Source organism: Actinomadura meyerae (assembly GCF_900188445.1).
Classification (GTDB): domain Bacteria; phylum Actinomycetota; class Actinomycetes; order Streptosporangiales; family Streptosporangiaceae; genus Spirillospora; species Spirillospora meyerae.
In genome coordinates this window covers 97,774-114,880 of record NZ_FZOR01000020.1, presented here as the reverse complement: position 1 = coordinate 114,880, position 17,107 = coordinate 97,774, and the positions used below count along the sequence as shown (strand labels likewise).

General features: G+C 74.3%; 18 protein-coding genes. 10 read left to right on the top strand and 8 right to left on the bottom strand.

The features are described 5' to 3' along the window. The first annotated feature begins 50 nt into the window (after positions 1 to 50). On the top strand, positions 51 to 485 hold the full coding sequence (locus CHF16_RS41485) for a hypothetical protein (RefSeq protein WP_245868947.1): 435 nt from the start codon (positions 51 to 53) through the stop codon (positions 483 to 485). 86 nt (positions 486 to 571) lie between these two features. Here CHF16_RS41485 and CHF16_RS21185 read toward each other — a convergent pair whose 3' ends face one another. Then, positions 572 to 1,192, bottom strand: a complete 621-nt coding sequence (locus CHF16_RS21185) for a TetR/AcrR family transcriptional regulator (protein ID WP_245868944.1) — start codon at positions 1,190 to 1,192, stop codon at positions 572 to 574. Positions 1,193 to 1,241: 49 nt separating this feature from the next. Here CHF16_RS21185 and CHF16_RS21180 point away from each other — a divergent pair, with 49 nt between their 5' ends. The 4 genes from CHF16_RS21180 to CHF16_RS21165 all read left to right on the top strand — a co-directional run bounded on the left by CHF16_RS21180 (position 1,242) and on the right by CHF16_RS21165 (position 5,572). Beyond that, a complete protein-coding gene (locus tag CHF16_RS21180) occupies positions 1,242 to 2,192 on the top strand; it encodes an NADP-dependent oxidoreductase (RefSeq protein ID WP_089327819.1) in 951 nt (316 codons plus the stop codon). A gap of 94 nt (positions 2,193 to 2,286) precedes the next feature. Continuing rightward, on the top strand, positions 2,287 to 2,814 hold the full coding sequence (locus CHF16_RS21175; protein WP_089327818.1) for a dihydrofolate reductase family protein: 528 nt from the start codon (positions 2,287 to 2,289) through the stop codon (positions 2,812 to 2,814). A gap of 215 nt (positions 2,815 to 3,029) precedes the next feature. Continuing rightward, positions 3,030 to 4,370, top strand: coding sequence for a hypothetical protein (locus tag CHF16_RS21170; RefSeq protein WP_089327817.1), 1,341 nt, complete (start codon positions 3,030 to 3,032; stop codon positions 4,368 to 4,370). Continuing rightward, positions 4,367 to 5,572: a hypothetical protein gene (locus CHF16_RS21165; protein ID WP_089327816.1), complete on the top strand. Its 1,206-nt coding sequence runs from the start codon at positions 4,367 to 4,369 to the stop codon at positions 5,570 to 5,572. The genes CHF16_RS21170 and CHF16_RS21165 overlap by 4 nt, the downstream gene beginning before the upstream one ends. Positions 5,573 to 5,607: 35 nt before the next feature. On the opposite strand, the gene CHF16_RS21160 is transcribed toward CHF16_RS21165, so the two are convergent. Beyond that, positions 5,608 to 5,877, bottom strand: a complete 270-nt coding sequence (locus CHF16_RS21160) for a helix-turn-helix transcriptional regulator (protein WP_089327815.1) — start codon at positions 5,875 to 5,877, stop codon at positions 5,608 to 5,610. 90 nt (positions 5,878 to 5,967) lie between these two features. Here CHF16_RS21160 and map point away from each other — a divergent pair, with 90 nt between their 5' ends. The 4 genes from map to CHF16_RS21140 all read left to right on the top strand — a co-directional run bounded on the left by map (position 5,968) and on the right by CHF16_RS21140 (position 9,247). After that, entirely contained in the window at positions 5,968 to 6,750 is a 783-nt protein-coding gene (map, locus tag CHF16_RS21155) for a type I methionyl aminopeptidase (RefSeq protein ID WP_089327814.1), read from the top strand. Between the two features lie 384 nt (positions 6,751 to 7,134). Further along, on the top strand, positions 7,135 to 7,497 hold the full coding sequence (locus tag CHF16_RS21150; RefSeq protein WP_089327813.1) for a hypothetical protein: 363 nt from the start codon (positions 7,135 to 7,137) through the stop codon (positions 7,495 to 7,497). A gap of 68 nt (positions 7,498 to 7,565) precedes the next feature. Continuing rightward, positions 7,566 to 8,690, top strand: a complete 1,125-nt coding sequence (locus CHF16_RS21145; RefSeq protein WP_089327812.1) for an NAD(P)/FAD-dependent oxidoreductase — start codon at positions 7,566 to 7,568, stop codon at positions 8,688 to 8,690. A gap of 149 nt (positions 8,691 to 8,839) precedes the next feature. Further along, the gene (locus CHF16_RS21140; RefSeq protein ID WP_089327811.1) at positions 8,840 to 9,247 is read left to right on the top strand and encodes a cold-shock protein; all 408 of its coding nucleotides are present in this window, start codon (positions 8,840 to 8,842) and stop codon (positions 9,245 to 9,247) included. A 15-nt stretch (positions 9,248 to 9,262) separates the two neighbouring features. Here CHF16_RS21140 and CHF16_RS21135 read toward each other — a convergent pair whose 3' ends face one another. The 6 genes from CHF16_RS21135 to CHF16_RS21115 all read right to left on the bottom strand — a co-directional run bounded on the left by CHF16_RS21135 (position 9,263) and on the right by CHF16_RS21115 (position 14,767). Then, on the bottom strand, positions 9,263 to 10,480 hold the full coding sequence (locus CHF16_RS21135; protein ID WP_245868940.1) for a low temperature requirement protein A: 1,218 nt from the start codon (positions 10,478 to 10,480) through the stop codon (positions 9,263 to 9,265). Further along, positions 10,477 to 12,222, bottom strand: a complete 1,746-nt coding sequence (locus CHF16_RS21130; protein ID WP_089327810.1) for a ferritin-like domain-containing protein — start codon at positions 12,220 to 12,222, stop codon at positions 10,477 to 10,479. The genes CHF16_RS21135 and CHF16_RS21130 overlap by 4 nt, the downstream gene beginning before the upstream one ends. Continuing rightward, positions 12,219 to 12,428, bottom strand: a complete 210-nt coding sequence (locus CHF16_RS39570) for a hypothetical protein (RefSeq protein ID WP_143228074.1) — start codon at positions 12,426 to 12,428, stop codon at positions 12,219 to 12,221. The genes CHF16_RS21130 and CHF16_RS39570 overlap by 4 nt, the downstream gene beginning before the upstream one ends. Then, on the bottom strand, positions 12,412 to 13,209 hold the full coding sequence (locus CHF16_RS21125) for a class I SAM-dependent methyltransferase (RefSeq protein WP_218826761.1): 798 nt from the start codon (positions 13,207 to 13,209) through the stop codon (positions 12,412 to 12,414). Before CHF16_RS21125 ends, CHF16_RS39570 begins: the two co-directional genes overlap by 17 nt. Before the next feature lie 27 nt (positions 13,210 to 13,236). Continuing rightward, complete coding sequence (locus CHF16_RS21120) at positions 13,237 to 13,992, bottom strand: SDR family oxidoreductase (protein WP_089327809.1); 756 nt, start codon at positions 13,990 to 13,992, stop codon at positions 13,237 to 13,239. 250 nt (positions 13,993 to 14,242) lie between these two features. Then, on the bottom strand, positions 14,243 to 14,767 hold the full coding sequence (locus tag CHF16_RS21115; RefSeq protein ID WP_218826760.1) for a DUF488 domain-containing protein: 525 nt from the start codon (positions 14,765 to 14,767) through the stop codon (positions 14,243 to 14,245). A gap of 158 nt (positions 14,768 to 14,925) precedes the next feature. Here CHF16_RS21115 and CHF16_RS21110 point away from each other — a divergent pair, with 158 nt between their 5' ends. Further along, entirely contained in the window at positions 14,926 to 16,980 is a 2,055-nt protein-coding gene (locus CHF16_RS21110; RefSeq protein WP_089327807.1) for a SpoIIE family protein phosphatase, read from the top strand. Positions 16,981 to 17,107 lie beyond the last annotated feature (127 nt).

Sequence of the window (17,107 nt, the reverse complement as noted above, 5' to 3'; positions counted from 1 at the left end):
CTCCTCTGCTAGGTCCCGCCCGCACACCGTGCGCGGCCGGGGACGCCGCGATGGCCCATCCGGAAGATCCAGAGCAACAAAAAATGCGCCTGCTGAAGTTGATCCGCAGGCGCATGCACATGTCTTGGGAACCGCAACTAGCCCGACAGTACCACATGCCCGCCCGGCGTCGGCTGAATCAAGGATTCACTGTGATTTCGGTATCAGCTTACGAACAGCCCCCCGTCACCGCCCTGGTGAGCGCATACTTGCAGGTGATGAAACCTACCGAACCAGCCAGACGGCGACACCTGCCCACCAGCCCCTTCAAGCCACCGCCCGCCGCGCCGCCCGCGAAGGTCTTCGCCCCCGAGGACCGGGTGACGCACGACAAGTACGGCCTCGGCACCATCCTCGAAGTCCACGACGGCCGCTCGGTCCTGGTCGACTTCGGCACGCAGAAAGTGAAGATCCTGGCCCCCTTCGCCAAACTCTTCAAGCTCTGACCGCCGCCCGCCTCACCCGCTGACGACGCGGCGGGTCCGGTGATCCTCGCGCTCCTCGCCCGAGCCCGATGGCACCGGCCCGCGGGTCAGCGGGCGGTGAGGGGGAGGCGGACGGCCGGGGGCAGCGGGCCGCGGGCCGGGGTCGCGCGGAACGACTCCAGCATCAGGGCGGCGAGGCGGCGCGACGCCGCCGCCCGCATCTCCGGTGAGCCGGCGCGGATGCCGTCGTTCGCCATCAGCGCGAGGGCGACGTCCTCCACCACGATGTCGGGGCGCAGGTCGCCGGACTCCTTCGCGCGCCGGATCAGTTCGCGCAGCAGGCGCAGCACGCGGTCGCGGTCGGCGGTGACGGCGGCCGTCCGGGGCAGCTGCGCGACGTAGGCGCGGAACTCCCGGTCGCGGGCGTGCGCCTCCAGCAGCTTCTCGATCACCAGGCGGAAGCCGTCCCAGGGGTCGGGCACCGCCAGGCCCTGCGCCACGACCGCCGAGCAGAGTTCGGTCTGCGCCGCGAACGCCTCGGCGAGCAGGGCCTCCTTGGACGGGAAGTGCCGGTAGACGGTCGCGACGCCCACTTCGGCGAGCCGGGCGATCTCCCGGATCGGCACGTCGGCGCCGCGGGCGGCCACGGCCGTGCGGGCGGCCATGACGATGCGCGCCCGGTTGTCGCGGGCGTCGGACCGGCGACTCGTTCCCACTTCGGCCCTCACCGTTCTCACTTTAGCCAGCCGGGGCCGGCCTCCCTTTACGGTCCACGGCATGAGAGCTGTTCAGTTCACCGAGTACGGCCCGCCGAGCGTCGTCCACGTCGCCGAGGTGGCGGCGCCGCATGCCGGGCCGGGCGAGATCCGCATCGCCGTCCGGGCGTCCGGGGTCTCCGCCGGAGAGACCCTCCTCCGCTCCGGCAGGATGGGCGACGTCATGCCCGCCGCGTTCCCCTTCCGGACGGGGTTCGACGCCGCGGGCGTCGTCGATGAGGTCGGCGACGGGGTCACCGGCGCCCGCATCGGCGACGAGGTGTTCGGCATGGCCGCCATGACCACGCGCGGCACCAACGCCGACCATGCCGTCCTGGTCGCCTGGGCGCCCAAACCGGCGGCGTGGAGCTGGGAGGAGGCGGGCGGCGCGGCGGGCTCCGTCGAGACGTCCACCCGCGTGCTCGACCGCCTGGCGGTCGGCGCCGGGCATACGCTGCTGGTCCAGGGCGCGGCCGGGAGCGTCGGGACGGTCGCCGTCCAGATGGCGGTCGCGCGCGGCGCCCGCGTGATCGGGACCGCGAGCGAGCACAACCACGGCTTCCTGCGCTCCCTCGGCGCCGAGCCGACGACCTACGGGGCGGGGCTGATCGAACGGGTGGCCGCGCTGGCGCCGGACGGCGTGGACGCGGTGTTCGACTGCGCCGGAGGCGCCCTGCCCGATCTGATCGCCATCGCCGGGGACCGGGCGCGCGTGGTGACGATCGCCGACTTCGACGCGGCGTCCCACGGCGTGCACATGTCGCACGGAGCACCGGCCGACGAGGCACGCGCGACGCTCGGCGCCTCGGCGGACCCGGCGGCGGTGCACGGGCTGGAGACCGCGGTCCGCCTCGCCGGAGAGGGGAGGCTGCGGGTGCCGGTCGCGGCGGCGTTCCCGCTCACCGAGGCCGCGGCCGCGCACGAGCTCAGCGAGACCCGCCACGCGCGCGGCAAGATCGTCCTGGTGCACTGACGCGCGTCTCCGCGGCAGCCCGTCCCCCTGCCCGTTCGATGACTTTCGGGTTCGGGGGGAGTCTTCCCTTCAGGAGACGATGAAAGGAAGATCCGTGGCCAAGCTGCTGTACTCGGCGACGATGTCGCTCGACGGCTTCATCGCCGGGCCGGGCGGGGACATGTCCTGGCTGGCCGAGCACCTGGGCGGACCGAATCCGACCGCCGAGCGCCTGCTCGCGCAGATCGGCGCCCTCCTCGTCGGCAACCGCACCTACGGCGGCGACGACCCGAACAAGGGCACCGACAAGGAGGGCGCGTTCGGCGGCCGGTACCGGGGGCCGGTGATCGTCTTGACGCACCGGCCGCCCGCCGGGCCCGTGCCGGGGGTCACCTTCGCGAGTGATCTGAAGACGGCTGTGGCTCAGGCCAGGGCCGCCGCCGGGGACCGCTACGTCAATGTCCTGGGCGCGGACGTCGCCAGGCAGTGCATCGAGGCGAAGATCCTGGACGAGGTGCTCGTCTTCATCGCCCCGGTGCTCCTCGGGGACGGGGTGCCGCTCTTCGACGACCCGGGCGGCGAGCAGGTCCGGCTGGAGCCGATCGCGGGCGAGTCCGCGCACTGGTACCGCGTCGCGTACTGACGTTCCGGCGTGTCCATTTCGAGGCCGGGCCGGCGGCGTCAGGCGTTCGGGTAGGTGACGGTTATGCGGAGGCCGGTCGCGGTCTGGGGGTCGGCGCCGGTGCGGCAGCTCTGCCCGGACCAGGAGACTGGCCGAAACAGGACGACGGTCCATGGGAACCGCCGCCTCCCCCACCGGGCTCTAACGTCCGTCATCCGCCCCGGTCTGGAGTTCGCATGCCCGATTCCGATCCCGATCCCGATCCCGATCACGCATCCGCGGGCCTCGCGTACCGGTTGCGGACGGACCGCAAGTGGCAGCTCGGCACGGTGGCCGCGGCGCTCGTCCTCGTCGTGGGCGTCGCCACCGTCGTGGCCGCCATGCGGCCGTCCGAGCCGGCCGGGATCTCCGACGGGCCGCTGGCGGCCGCGCCCGCGGCCGCCGACACCGTTCCCGCCGGCCGGATCGTGAAGAAGCCGCCCGCCAACTGCGGGGTGGCGAAGGCCACGGCGGCGCGGCTCGCGCCCGGCTCCGATCCCGACGCCGAGAAGGGCGGCCTCTTCCGGGAGGGCGGGCCGGGCAGCTGCATGTGGTACTCGCTGGACGACGGCAAGGCCAAGTGCGACTTCTGCACCGGCGACTTCCGCAACGAGCGCGTCCTCAACGTCGACATCGTCCTCGCCGAGAGCCGGCTCCAGTCGCCGATCAGCGAAGCGCTGCGGCAGATGGACGAGACACCGCCCTACGTGCGCACCTCCGCCGCGGAGCAGATCGTGGAGGGGCTGGGCGAGGAGGCCACCGCCCGCTACTCGGCGGACACCGAGACCGAGGGCGCGATCGTCAGGTTCCGCGTCGGCAACGCCGTCGCGACGGTCCGCTACCGCGGCTGGGACTCCGTGCGCGGCGAGCGCAGGACGATCCCGGAGAAGGCCGCGCTGGACGGCGCCTTCGCGGCGGCGGCCGAGACGGCGAAGAGCATGGGCACGGCGGCGCGGCCCGTCCTGAGCCGGGTGAAGCATCCGGTGACGCCGCCGGTGCGGAACGTCCCGAAGCCGTGCGACGCGGTCCCGGCGGCGACCGTCGAGAAGGTGGCGCGCGGCGCGTACCGGGAGCGCGGCACCGCCTCCCTGTTCCCCGCCGTCACCTGGCCGGGGGCGTCCGCCGACGCCTGCACGTGGAAGGCGCGCACGTCCCAGTACTACAACGAGGGGCGGTCGCGCACCCTCACGGTGGCGATCATCGTCGACGAGGACCGCCTGCCGGGTCTCGGGGCCTTCACGGCCGGGCGCCGGTACCTGGGCGTCTACGAGAACCTGCGGGCGGGCAGAACTTTGGGGACGGACCGGTTCACCGGGTTCAAGCCCCTGTCCGGGCCCGGCGACCGGGCGTTCGCGGTCATCCGGGGCGCGCGGACCTCGTCCAGCGGGGACGAGGGGTTCGTGGTCTTCCAGAAGCGCAACCTGCTGGTCGAGGTGTCCTACCAGGGCGCCGATGAGGAGACGAAGTTGAGCGGGAGCCGGCTGATCGACAGCGCCTACACGGTCGCCGTCGCGGTGGAGAGGTCGTTGCGAACGTGACGGAGACGCCGCGGTTCGCCGCATCACCGAAGCGGTTCGCCGCATCCCCGAAGAAGACCGGTGGGGCCGTCCTGTTCGCCGCCATCGTCGTCCTCGTGCTCAGCGCGGTCGCGGTGAAGGCGCTCGGCTCGCCCGACGCCCTCGACCGGCTGCCGGATCCGCCCGCGGGACCCGACCGGATCCCGGACGGCCCGATCGTCAAGGCGCATCCGGAGCACTGCGGGATCTCCGCCGCCACTCTCGCCCGGCTGGTGCCCGACGCGCGGACGGCGAGTGACGGCGGCCAGGGCACCTGCACCTGGTCGTCCCGGACCGACGACCGGAAGTCCGATCGTCGGCTGTCGGTGGGCATCACCCTGTTCCGCGGCACCGGGCTGCGTCCCGGGGTACCGCAGACCGGACGGGCTCCCGTCGCGGCGGCCATGACGGCGCTCGGCCCGAAATGGTCCAACGTGCCCGGCAAGGCGGTGACGGGCCTCGGCGACGAGGCGTTCGTGCAGCTCTCCGGGTCCACCGGCGCGACGGTCGTGATGCGGGTGGGCAGCGCGAACGTCACCGTCCAGTACCGCTCGCTACTCGGGACGCTTCAGGAGGCCACGGCGCGGGACGGCGCGTTCGCCGCCGCGTCCGAGGTGGTCGCCGCCCTGGGCGGACGGCCCGCGCAGCCCGCGATCGCCGGAGCGCCGCGCCCGACACCGGCACGCACGGTGCCCGACCTGTGCGCCGCCGTGCCGAAGCGGACCCTGCGACGGCTGGTGAAGGACGACTCCGTCACCGGCGGCACGGGCGCGGGCAGCGCCGCGCTCGCCATCAGGGACGCCGACACCGGCGGCTGCTCGTGGAGGTCGAACGGCCGCGAGCTGGCGGTCTCGGCGGCGGTCGTGCCGGGCTCGGAGCTGTTCGACGGCGCCCGGCTCGCCACCCGCGAGTACGAGATGCGCCACCACGACGCCCGCGCGGAGGAGACGCTCAGCGTCCATGACAGGAAGTACTTCCGCGCCGTGACCGGCCTGGGCGACCAGGCGTTCGCCGTGCACGTCCCCGAGGTCATCCCCGGCGAGATCGTCTTCCGGGACGGCAACGTGGTCGTCAGGGTGACCTACGAGGCGACGGACGAACGCCACCCGCTCAGCAGAAAGCACGCGGTCCGCGGCGCGTACGCGGCGGCACAGGAGATCGCCAAGGCCCTGAACGCCCACTGACCGACCGGTGCGTCCGCAGGCCGGGGAGGACGGGCCTAGGAGACGGCTTCGAGGGGGTGGTCGGTCCCGCGCCAGGTGGCGGCCAGGTCCTGTACCGGGACGTCGAGGGCCTCGGCCAGGCGGACGATCGTGCCGAAGCCGGGGGTGGGCAGGCGGCCGGTCTCGATCTTGCGGAGGGTCTCCGGGGAGATGCCGGCGGCGAGCGCGACGTCGGCGAGGTCGCGTCCGGCCCGCGCCCGGCGGAGCAGGGCGCCGAGGCGCCTGCCGGCCTCGATCTGTTCGGGCGTGAGCGGTTGGCGGACCATGCGCCCAGGATAGGAGTGGTATTTCTATACCGTCAAGCGCTACAGTCGTGCCGGTATAGTAATACCGAAACTCCCTGGACCGAGGTACCCGTGATCGAACTGAAGACGCCCGCGGAGATCGAGCGCATGCACGTGACCGGCCGTTTCGTCGCCGAGGTGCTCTCGGAGGTCGGCCGGCTGGCCGAGGTGGGCGTCAACCTGCTGGACCTGGAAGACCACGCGCGCTCCATGCTCAAGCGGCGCGGCGCCGAGTCGTGCTACTGGGACTACGCGCCCTCCTTCGGCAACGGCCCGTTCCGCAACGTCATCTGCCTGTCGGTGAACGACGCCGTCCTGCACGGCCTCCCCCACGACTACACGCTGCGCGACGGGGACGTCCTCAGCGCGGACATCGCCGTCAGCATCGACGGCTGGGTGGCCGACTCGGCGCGCACGGTCATCGTCGGGACCCCCGCCGACGAGGACGTGCGGCTCATCCGCGCCACCGAGGAGGCCCTGGAGGCGGCCATCGAGACCGCGCGGCCGGGCAACCGGCTGGGCGACATCTCGGCGGCGATCTCCGCGGTGGCCGCCGACTACGGCTACCCGGTGAACGACGAGTTCGGCGGCCACGGCCTCGGCCGCACCATGCACGAGGGGCCGCACGTGTCGAACAAGGGCAAGGCGGGCCGCGGGCTCACCCTCCGGCCGGGCCTCACCCTCGCGCTCGAACCGTGGTTCGCCCGCACCACCGACCGGATCGTCTACGACCCCGACGGCTGGACGATCCGGTCCGCCGACGGCTCGCGGACGGCCCACTCCGAGCACACGGTGGCCATCACCGAGGACGGCCCGCTCGTCCTCACCCGGCGCGAGTCGGAGCTTTCCGCCTGACGAGCGTCAGGCCGGGAAGACTCCAGGACATCGGCGGCGGCGTCGCGGCCGGCCGGTCCGCTGCCGCGCGCCCGCAAACGCCCCCGGGAACGTCCGTAAACCGGGGAATGGAGGAAAATGCGAACGCCGCCCCGGGCGCGCGTGGCATGATCTCCGCCCGTGGAGCAACCGAATCCCTACGGGAATGGCGGCGCGCCTTACGGTGCGCCGCCTAATCCCCCTTATGCGGCGCCTCCGAATGCGCACTATGGCACACCGCCGAATGCGCCCTACGGCGCCGCTCAGCAGGCGCCTTATGCGCCGCCGCAGCAGCAAATGCCGTACGGCATGCCGCAGGGGGCGCCGATGGATCCGCAATGCCGTTTCTGCGGCTGCGTCCCCGCCGTGGACACGACCTTCCGCGGCCACCGCGGAATGATCATCGTCATGTCCTTCCTGCACCTGAAGGGCCCCTTCTGCCGGGACTGCGGGCTGTCGGTGTTCCGCGACATGACCGCCAAGACGCTGATCGGCGGCTGGTGGGGCTACATCTCGTTCATCGCCACGCCGGTCACCGTGCTGATCAACCTGACCCGGCACGGGAAGGTGGCCGGCCTCCCGGCCCCGATGCCGCCGCCCGACGGACGGCCGCACGGGCGGCCCGCCGACCCGGGCCCGCCGCTGATGGCCCGGCCCATCGCGATCATCGGCGCGCTGGTGCCGCTGCTGCTCGTCCTGCTCGTCACCGTCATGAGCCTCACCGGCTGAGCGCGGCCGCCGGGGGCCGGGCCCGCAGGGGCCTGGCCGCCCGCCGCGGAGACTGCGATCCTGGACGCATGCGGATCGTCATCGTCGGCGGCGGGATCATCGGCACCGCGCTGGCCGACCGGCTGGCCCGCGGGGCGGGCGGCGCCGAGGTGACGCTGGTCGAGCGGGAGAGGCCCGGCGCGGGCACCTCGGGCGCGAGCTTCGCCTGGCTCAACGCCAACGACCCGGGCGATCCCGCCTACCACTCGCTCCGCGTCGCCGCCCTGGGCGCCTGGCGGAGGCTGGCCGGGGAGTTCGGCGACCCCGCCTGGTTCCGCATCTCGGGCAACACGGCCTGGGCCGCCGCCGGCCCCGCCGCGGACCGGCTGGCCGGCCGGGTCGCGCGGCTGGCCGCGCTCGGCTACCCGGCCGTGCTGATCACGCCGGACCGGCTGCGCGAGCTCGAACCGGCCCTGCGTCCTCCCGGCCCCGGCGCGGTCATCGCCCACTATCCCGGCGAGGGCCACGTGCACGGCCCGGACGCGGTCGCGGCGCTCGCCGCCCGGGCCGGCTCGGCCGGGGCGCGGCTGATCACCGGGATGGCCGCCACCCGCCTCAACCTGCGCGGCGACCGGGTCACCGGCGTCCGCCTCGGCAGCGGCGACGACCTGGAGGCCGACCTCACGATCTGCGCGGCGGGCCGGCACTCCCCCGCCCTGCTCGCGACCGCCGGGCTCTCCCTCCCCCTGGTCGACGCCGAGGCGCCCGGGTCCGCGGCGCCCGGCCTCACCGCCCTCACCGGCCCCGTCCCCGAGCCGCTCAACGGCGTCGTCCACTCCCCCGGCGTCGACCTGCGGCCCGTCCCGGGCGGCGGGCTCGTGCTGGAGGCCGCCGACATCGACGACGCCACCGACCTCGGTACCCCCGCGGCCGCCCTCGACCGCGCCGCCGCCGAGCTCCTCGACCGCGCCCGCGCGGTGCTCCCCGGCCTCACCGCCGGTGTCGAGGCGGTCCACCGGTGCGTCCGGCCGCTGCCCGTCGACGGGTACCCGCTCGCCGGCCCGCACCTCCCCGGCCTCTACACCGCCGTCGCGCACAGCGGCATGACGCTGGCCCCGCACCTCGCCGACCTGATCGCCGCCGACCTGCGCGGCGGCGAGCCGGCCCTCGCCCCCTACCGCCCGGACCGCGTCCCCGGGGCCGCGGCCTGGTAGGCGCGCGATCGCGCGATTTCGCTCCCGGACGCGGCGGGGGCCGTTGGATACCCTGGGGGCGAAGGCCGGGACGACGCGGCGCGATCGGGAATCCCTCCGCGCATTTCGGTGGATGATGGTGACGGATGCGTTCGGTGAAGGATGCTGTCGTGGTGCATGTGGGAAAGATCGCGCGGTTCGACGAGGTTCGCGGCTACGGATTCATCACGCCCGACGAGGGCGGTCCCGACGTCTTCGTCCATGTGAACGATCTGAACGACGACAAGACGCTGATCACCACGGGGACGTCGGTCGAATACGAGCTGATCGACGGCGAGCGGGGGCTGAAGGCGTTCGACGTCAGCGTGATCGGCGACCGCGCGCCCGCCGCCGGCGGCGGGCGCGTCCACCCGTCCGACGACGAGGTCCTCTGCGACGTCCTCACCACGACGGAACTGCGCATCGAGCTGACCGAGCTGATCCTCGACACCGTGCCCGAGCTGAGCGGCGCCCACCTGGTCCGGCTGCGCGAGAGCCTGCTGACCTTCGCCCGCAAGCACGGCTGGAGCGAGGACTGACCCGCCGCCCGGCGGTCACCGGAACGCGATCGTGACGGCGGTCAGCAGCACGCACAGCACCGCGATCACGGCGATCACCGCGGCCACGCCCAGCTGCGGCGCCGCCAGCGGCACCAGCAGCACCGCCGCGACGCACCCCGCCACCGTGCCCGGGTGGGCCGGCGGACGCGCGACGATCGAGGCGTGCACCAGCCACAGCAGGCCGAGGAACACCCCCACCGGGATCGCGACCGCGTAGCAGATCGCCGTCGGCGACGCCTCCGCGTGGTGGCCGGTCTGCTCGACCGCGACCTCCAGCCCGGCGCCGAGCGCCGCGAGCGAGGCGAAGATCCCGTAGTGGCCGTAGCCCCACGGGAAGGAGCGGTGCCGGCGGTCGCGCAGCCCCGCGCCGGCGGGCGCGAGGAAGTACAGCCACCACAGGGCGAACAGCACCACCAGGCCCGACACCGCGATCACCAGGAACGGGCCGCTGACCTCGGTCTCCTCCAGTGCCCCCGCGACGCCCCGGGTCGCCGCGAGGACGCTCTCCCCGAGCAGGATGATCGTGAAGAGCCCGTAGCGCTCGGCGATGTGGTGCGGGTGCCAGGTGGTGGGCGCGGCGCGCTCCGCCCACGCCGGCACGGCCAGTTCCAGCGCGGCCAGCACCAGGAAGACCGGCACGAACGCGGACGGCGGCAGCGCGCCGGTCTCCGCCGCCGCCTGCCGCAGGATCCAGCCGACCTGCAGCGCCGCCATGCCGCCCGCGTACCGGAACGCGGTGCGGCGGCCCTCCGGGTCCTCGATCCCGGCCCGCACCCACTGCGTGACGAGCCCGGTCCGCATGATGAAGTAGCCGAGCGTGACGCCGCGGAAGTCGTCGTGGTCGGCCGCCGCCGGCACCCCCGCGGCGAGCACCAGCACGCCCGCCATCTGCACCATGGTCAGCAGCCGGTAGGCCACGTCGTCGGTGTCGTAGGACGAGGCGAACCAGGTGAAGTTCATCCACGCCCACCAGATCGCGAAGAACACCAGCAGGAACGGCACCACCCCGGCGCCGCCGTGGCCCGCGGCGATCTCGTGCGCCAGCTCCGCGGTGACCGCCGCGACCGCGATCACGAACGTCAGGTCGAACAGCAGCTCCAGCGGGCTCGCGGCCCGGTGCGGCTCGTCGATCGGGCGCGCCCGCATCCGCACCCGGATCCGGATGCCGGAGTCCGGGTGCGGCGCGGCCGCGTCGCGGCGCGGCGGAGTCACGGCGCGTTCTCGTCGCGGAAGCCGATGTCGCGGTGGGTGCCGTCGCACAGCGGCTTGTTCTGCGAGTGGCCGCAGCGGCACAGCGTCACCCGGTTGCGGGTCTCCTGCGGCAGGCCGTCCGACCGCACGACCGGCACCCGGCCGGTCACCCACAGCGCGCTCGCCAGGCCGTCCTCTTCGGCGAGGACGGAGACCGCCTGCGGCAGGTCGGCCTCGATCGTCTCGCCGCCGCGCCGGAGCGCGTAGCTGTAGGAGCCGGACGGGCAGTGGTCGATCCGCCCCATGATCTCGGCGCGGACGTCGCTGTCGGCGGTGTCGGCGAGCATCTCGGCGATCGGCCTGGTGCGGCCGATGCAGAACGCGGCGTGGACGCACAGCTCGCCGACCCGCTGCGCCGAGACGCCCTCCCCGTCGTGGACGTGCTGCAGCTCCGCGTAGGGGCGGAGCGGGGCGGCCTCGGTCCCGTCGAACCGGGTGAGCGCGTGCGACCCGTCGCAGAACGGCTTGGACCCCGACCGGCCGCAGCGGCACAGCGCGTACACGTCCTCGGTGGGCAGGTCCTCGCCGGTCTGCCAGGTCAGCGCGGCGCCCTCCGACGAGACGATCTTGCGCTTGCGGCGCAGCGGGATCCCGCCGTACACGACGTAGGGGCCGTCGCGGAGCACGACGATGCGCCGCCCGTCCCCCCGGCTCCAGCCGCGGGCCTCCTCCGGCACGTACTCGAAGGTGGGCCCGGCGGTCGCGCCGTCCCCGGCCGGCATGGTCATCAGCGCCTCGGCCTGCGCCTTCAGGGCGTACATGGTCCCGACCGCCACCGGGAGCATCCCCGGGCTGCCGTCGAACGCCAGCTCGAGCAGGTGCAGGACGCCGCAGTAGGTGCGGTTGAACTCCTCCTGCGCCGTGCGGATCGCGCTGCCCGGCGGATGGTCGTCCAGGCGCGGGTCGCGGCGCATCGGCCGGACGCCGCCGAAGTCCACGTCGACCGGTTCGCCGGTCGGCCCCGACTCGGGGGTGTCGCCGCGCCGGTAGCGGCGGCCCGCCTTCAGCTCCTGGAACCGGTAGTAGTGCGCGACCTCGTCCCGCTCGGGGTGGAAGACGTCCCGGTCGCCGTCCCAGACCTCGCCGCGCGCGGTCCCCTCGCCCTGCTCGACGATCTCCTCCAGCGCGGCCAGCGCCGAGGTCAGGTCCGTGACCGCGAACAGCCGCCCGGCGCTGTTGCGGAAGTGGACGGAGGTCACTTGGCGGGCGGGGTCGCCGGTGAACACCGCGTCCTCGCCGAGCCGGTCGCACAGCCCCCGCAGCCCGTCCTCGACCGCGTCGTAGAACTGCCCGATCGTCTCGTAGGCGTCGTCCTCCGGGGGCGCACCGGGCGGCGCGGGCCGCTCGATCCGCAGGAACGCCTCGATCGCCTCCGGCCCGAACGGCAGCAGCGACAGCCGCAGGGAGCGGTCGCCGTGGGGCAGCGGCCTCGGATGCGGCGGGAGCATCTCCGGGACGTCCAGCCGGGGCCGGCCGCCGACCGCGTTGAGCAGGTTCGCCGCGAGCGCCAGATGCAGCATCTCCTCGGCGAACACGCTCGCCACCACCTGGACGGCCTCGGGGTTGCGCTCCGGGTCGAGCGAGTAGAGCGCGCACAGGTACGGCGGCAGGGTCGCGTGCTCCAGCTCGATCGCCCACTGCAGGTGCTCGCGGAGGCTCTCCAGCGTCGCGATCCGCGCCGGGCAGGCGGTCGCCCGGGTCATGAGTCGCCTTCCAGCTTCTCCACGGCGCCGAGGAGGTTGCGCAGTCCGATCTCGTCGCGCTCGGCGTCGGCCGGGTCGAACAGCCATTCGCCGACCGGCGCGGCGGCCGCCTCCTCCGGGCGGCTCGACGCGACCAGCGTCAGCTCCTCCTCGATCTCGATCTCGAGTTCCACCTCGAAACTCCTGTCCTCATCCGCTGAGGTCATGTCCCCTCCCCGGGGGTCGCGCCGCACGTTGCCGGGCGACGGCGTGGACGAGCTGCATGGAGAGCCGCCCGGAGGCGAGCAGGCGGGAGAAGCGCTCCCCCTGATGGGCGGCCAGGGCGTAGGCGCGGTCGCCGCGGTGCCGGGCGGCGACGAGCTCGGCGACCCGCTCGGCGCGCCGCGACCAGGCCAGCGGCGCGTCGCCCGGACTGTCGATCTGCTCGACGAGGTCGAACCCGGCCCCGTCGAGCAGTCCGGCGAGCTCCGGCTGGGTGGGGAAGTGGTTCCCGTCCGGGACCGCGCCGAGCACCGGGCCGCGGGCGACCGTGACCAGCAGCCCCAGCGACGCGCCGGGCGCCAGCACCCGGTGGATCTCGGCGAGCAGCGCGGCCTTGTCCCGGACGGTGCACAGGACGCCCAGGCACCAGGCGGCGTCCGCGGACCCGGTGCGCAGCGGGATCCGCGCCGCGTCGGCGGTCACGACCGGCAGCCCGAACAGCCGCGCGGCCGCCCGGCACGCGGCCGGCATCCGCTCCAGCAGCACCGGCCGCACGCCGAACCGCTCCGCCGCCCAGGCCGCCGGGCCGCCCGCGCCGGCGCCGACGTCCAGCAGCGCCGTCCCGGGCGCCAGCTCGCACGCCTCGGCGAGCCAGGCCAGCGCCGCCGGGCTCGCGCTGCCGCGGCAGGCGGCCGGGATCGCGTGCCGGCCGCCGAGCAGCTCGACGGCCTCGGCCGTCCACTCCGCCACGTCGTCGAACTCGGCGACCATCGCCGGTGCGGTCATGGCACTCCCCCGATCGTCCGGCGCGGCCTACTTCTTCACCGCGTCGCGGCCCGGCCAGTCGGCGTAGCGGATCGAGCCGAGGAGGGCGTCGCCGAGCGGGACCAGGCTGTCCTCCTCGACCTCGGCCCCGAAGTAGTGCGCGTGCGGGTCCGTGACGACCTCGCGCGGGTCGTTCCAGTAGGCGAGCGCGTCCCGGATGAACTCGTCCATCCGGAACCGCTCGGGCCCGGCGATCTCGATCGGGGAGTCCAGCGGGGCGCCCAGCGCGACCTCGGTGAGCCGCGCGGCGACGTCGTCGCCGGCCATGGGCTGGTAGGCCACGGGCGCGATCCGCACGACGCCGCCGTCGGTGGCGTCGTCGGCGATGCCCCGCGTGAACTCGAAGAACTGCGTGGCGTGCACGATCGAGAACGGGATCGGCGACTTGCGGATCAGGTCCTCCTGGGCGAGCTTCGCGCGGAAGTAGCCGCGGGACGGCCCCCGGTCGGTGCCCACGATCGACAGCCCGACGTGGTGGCGGACGCCCGCGTCCTCCTCGGCGGCGAGCAGGTTGCCGGTCGACTTCTCGAAGAACTCCAGGACGGCGGCGTCCTCGAACGACGGCGAGTTCGCCACGTCGACCACCACCGAGGCCCCTTCCAGCACCTCCGCGAGGCCCTCGCCGGTCAGCGTGTTCACCCCGGTGTTCGGCGCGGCCGCCACCGCCTCGTGCCCCTGGGCGCTCAGCCTCTCCACGACCTTCGACCCGATCAGGCCGGTGCCTCCGATGACCACGATCTTCATGTCGCTCCCCTCCAGTCCGCCGGCCGGCGTCCGTCGCCGCCCGGCCGCCATCTAGGACAAGGCGGGCCGCCCGCCCGTGACAGTTCCCCCGGACTTTTCGCGACCCGAGCGGCCCGTCCCTGTCATGACCCGCCGGTCACCCGACCGGCCCGCCGACACCGTCAACCCTCGCCGCCGGGCCCGCCGGGGGCACCAGGGTGGGACACTGGCCGCCCCACGGGAGTCCCGGGCGCGCCGGGCCCCCGGGCGGTCATTCCCCGTCGTAGACGAGCCTCCCGTCTTCCCGCAGGCGGGCTCCTGACGTGGGCGGATGCTCGGTGAGGCGGCCGTCGTGGGCCAGATGCAGGACGGGCCGGCCGCGCGCCAGGACGGCGAAGTCGGCGATCAGCCGGCGGTGGCAGCGCCACCACACCGACTCGCTGCACATGACGGCCGTCCGGGTCCGCGCGGCCGCGCCCAGCAGCTCGTCCATGGCGGCCAGGAACTCGGGGCTGCGGGTGTGCCCGGCGTACCCGCGGAAGGAGTCGTTGCGCCAGAAGGTGTCGGGGTTGCCGGGCGCGGCGCGGCGGAAGCCGCCGAGGCGCTCCTCCCAGCGGTAGCCGATGCCCTCGGCGGGCAGCCACTCGCGGAGGGCGTCGCGGTGGACGTCCGGGTTGCGGCGGCTCCCCGGCGCGGTGCGGACGTCCACGACGCACCGAACCCCGGCGCCGCGCAGCAGGGGCGCCAGCTCGGCGCGCCCCGCCGTGCCGTGGCCGAACGTCAGCAGCGGTTCCACGCTCTCCAGGCTGCCCGTCCGGGCCGGGGGAACACCCGCGCCGGGTACGGCCCGCACCCATCGGTGAACCTCTTCGCCAACCGCGGGTAAAAATCGCGATGTCCGCCCTGCTCGCGGGGTACGGCGACTCAGGAGGACGGCCGGCCGACGGGGGGACGATGGACGACGCCGGAGCGGAACGGCGCCTCGGCGCCGATCGGTACCGCAAGCTCACGCTGGAGGTCTTCGACCTCGCGCCGGTGGGCGTGGCCGTGACGACCGGGCCCGACCACCGGCTCGTCTACACCAACACCGCCTACCGGCTGAGCTTCGGGGTACGGCCGGTCGGGCAGCCGATCCGCGAGGCGTTCGGCGAGCTCCTCGAGAAGCACCACTTCGACCTGTTCGACCGCGTGTACGCCACCGGGGAGGCGATCAGCGTCACGGACACGCCGGTGACGCTGCACTTCGGCTCCGGCATGGAGAAGCGCTACTTCTCCTTCAGCCTCTCCCGGTTCGAGGACGGCGAGCCCGGCGTCCTCACCGTCGCCGCGGACGTCACCGAGGAGGTGGCCACGGCCCGGCGCGCCCGGGAGATGGCCGAGACGCGGCGCCGGCTGCTGCACCGCTTCCGGAGCCTGGTCCAGGTGAGCGCCGAGGTCGTGTGGGTGGCCGGGCCGCACGGCCGCCCGATCGAGCCGAGCCCCGGCTGGGAGCGGGTGACGGGGCAGGGCTGGGAGGAGTTCCGCGGCGAGGGCTGGCTGCGGGCCGTGCACCCCGACGACCGCGACGCGACGGTGCGCTCCTGGCGTGAGGCGCTGCGCCGGGAGCAGCCCTGGCGCCACGTCTACCGGCTGCGGAACACCGGCGGCGAGTACCGGCACTTCGAGGTGAACGCCGCGCCGGTCTACGAGGACGGCGCCATCGTGGAATGGGTGGGCACCTGCACCGACATCGAGCAGCGCTGGCGGCGGGAGCGCCGCCAGGAGCTGCTCGGCCGCGCCGCCGTCGCGACCGCCGAGCACACCGAGCTGCACGACATGCTCGGCGCGCTCGCCGACGTCCTCGTCCCGGCGCTCGCCGACGGCTGCGGAGTGCACCTGCTGCCCGAGCTCGGCGAGCGCCCGCCGAGCGCGCCCGTCCTGTCCCGCCGCATCGCCACCGCCGCACGGGAGGGGCTGCCGGCGCGGCTCCCGGCCGGCGAGGAGTGGTTCTCGCCCGACAGCGGCTTCGTCCGGGCCGTGCTGGCGAGGCGCCCGGTGCGCCGCAGCTTCCCGCCCGGGAAGCCGCCGAGGGACCTGCTGCCCGCGAGCTCGGTGTCGTGGCTCACCGACGCCGGCGCCCACACGGTGATGCTGCTGCCGGTGATCGTGGACGGCACGGTCGCGGCCGCGGTGACCGCGTCCGCCTGCGGAGACCGCCCGCCGTTCGACGACGAGGACGTCGCGCTGATACGGAAGATGTTCGACCACGCGCACGACGCGCTGAGCAGCGCCATGCTCTTCCAGCGCACGCAGCGGGTCGCGCTCGCCCTCCAGCACGGCCTCCTGGCGCAGCCGCCCGAGGTCCCGGGCCTGGGCATCGTCGCCAGGTACCGGGCGAGCCCCGCCGCGGCCGAGGTGGGCGGCGACTGGTACGACTCCTTCGTGCTCCGCGACGGCACCACCGTCCTCGTCATCGGGGACGTGGCCGGGCACGACCTGGGCGCCGCCGTCGCGATGAGCCAGCTCCGCAACATGCTGCGGGGGCTCGCCGTCGACCGCGAAGGGCCGCCGGGCGACATCCTGCGCCGGCTGAACGTCGCCCTGGACACGCTGACGCCCGAGGGCACCGCCACCTGCGTGCTGGCCCGGGTCGAGAAGGCCCGGAGCGGCGGCCTCCAGCTCCACTACGCGGTCGCAGGGCACCCGCCCCCGCTGCTGGTCACCGCAGAAGGCGACACCCGGCTGCTGGAGGACGCCACCAACCCCCTCCTGGGCCTGCTCGTGGACGATCCCTGCGTCAGCGCCGTCGAGCCCCTGCCGCCCCGCTCCACGCTCTTCCTCTACACCGACGGGCTCATCGAGCATCCCCACGAGCACCTGAACCGGGGCCTGGACAGGCTCCGCCGCCGCGCCGCCGAGCTCGCCACCGCCCCCCTGCCCGCCTTCTGCGACGGCATCCTCACCGGCCTCCCGACCACCGGCACCGACGACATCGCCGTCATCGCCGTCCGGGTTCCGGACGCGCCGTAAGGCGGCGTCCCGGTCCCGGCTTTGCACGATTCCCACAACTCCAACCGCTCAGCGTGCGATGTCTGCGACATGGCGCTACGGGCCGGTAGGCGGAAAGGTGGCACCGTCGGGGGCGCCGTCGCGCGGC